Source organism: Mycobacterium persicum (assembly GCF_002086675.1).
In the GTDB taxonomy this organism is placed as follows: Bacteria; Actinomycetota; Actinomycetes; order Mycobacteriales; family Mycobacteriaceae; genus Mycobacterium; species Mycobacterium persicum.
This window is the reverse complement of record NZ_MVIF01000241.1, coordinates 1-1,255: the sequence shown is the minus strand read 5'-3', so window position 1 is coordinate 1,255 and position 1,255 is coordinate 1. Positions and strand designations below refer to the sequence as shown.

1 protein-coding gene is annotated in these 1,255 nt (G+C 64.9%); it reads right to left on the bottom strand.

Going from position 1 to position 1,255, the window contains the following annotated elements; genetic code table 11:
* Positions 1–16: 16 nt before the first annotated feature.
* Positions 17–1,255, bottom strand: a 1,239-nt coding sequence (locus BST40_RS28125; RefSeq protein WP_425270715.1) for an ISAzo13 family transposase, incomplete at its 5' end; no start/stop codon positions are given.

Below are 1,255 nucleotides of genomic sequence, written 5' to 3'. Positions count from 1 at the left end.
AGGGCTCGCGCAGTAATTAGGTAGGTGGTGTCGGGCGTGTCGGGGTGTGGTGGGCGGTGAGTGTGTAGTTCCAGTCGCCGTGGAATTGGTGGCGGTGTAGCTGGGTGGCTTGCAGGGCAGCGATCTGTTTGTCGGTGATCTTGATGCCGCGGGGGTAGGTGGTGGTGTCGAGTGCCGCGTTTACGGTTAGTCCGGTGGATGTGGTTGTTGCCCTGAGGGTTTCGATGATCACCTCGTGGGATTCCAGGGGTCGTCCGCGCCAGTTACGGCTGATCGCGGAGAACAGCCGGTGTTCGATCTTGTTCCATTTGGAGGTGCCGGGCGGCAGGTGGCAGACGGTGATGTCGAGTCCGGCCTCGGTGGCGAAGGCGGCGAGTTCGGTTTTCCACAGCCGCAGCCGGGATCCGTTGGAGCCCCCGGAGTCAGCCGTGATCAGCAGCTTGTTTGATCCGGGATAGCTGATGGCGCCCATCGTGGTCCACCAGCGGCGGATCGATTCCACGGCGAACTGGCCAGTGTCGGCGTCGGTGCCGACGTTGACCCAGCCGGTGTTGGCGCCGACGTCGTAGACCCCGTAGGGAGCTACCTTGCCCAGCTGTTTGTCGGCGAAGTCGTGCACCTGCACCTCGCGCGGTGACCCGGCGGGCTCCCATTCGCGGCCAGCGGCTTTGTAGTTTCCGACGAGTTCCTTTTTCTTGGTGTCCACGCTGATCACCGGATCCCCGCCGGCCTGGAATCGTTCGACGAGGGTGTTGAGATATCCGAACTGGGCATCCCGATCCAGATGCTGGGCGCCTTCAATGGTTTTCGAGTTCGCCTGCAGGCTGTAACCAGCCTGTTTGAGCAGCTTGGACACCGTGCGCGCAGACACCCGATGCCCCCTGGCGGCTAGCTCGGCGGCCAGCTTGGCCGTCGATTTGATCGTCCAGCGCAACGGTGACTCCGGATCACCCCGCGAGACCGGATCCACTAGCGCATCCAGCGCGGTGAGCAGGTCGGGATCGGTCACCGCTATCGGTGGGCGCCCCGCACCTGGCCGGCGCACCCGCCCCGGAATCGGTTCGTCGGAATCCAACTCGCGCGCACCCTGCGCCACGGTGTCTGGATGCACCCCACCGGCCGCCGCGACCAGCTTGATTCCACCCCGACCCAACACCGTGGCCTCCGCGCCGAGCAACAACCGCCACGCCCGCTCATCGAGATGCGGGCGGATCAACGACAAACGGGCGGCGACCCGATCGGAGTCCACAGCAAG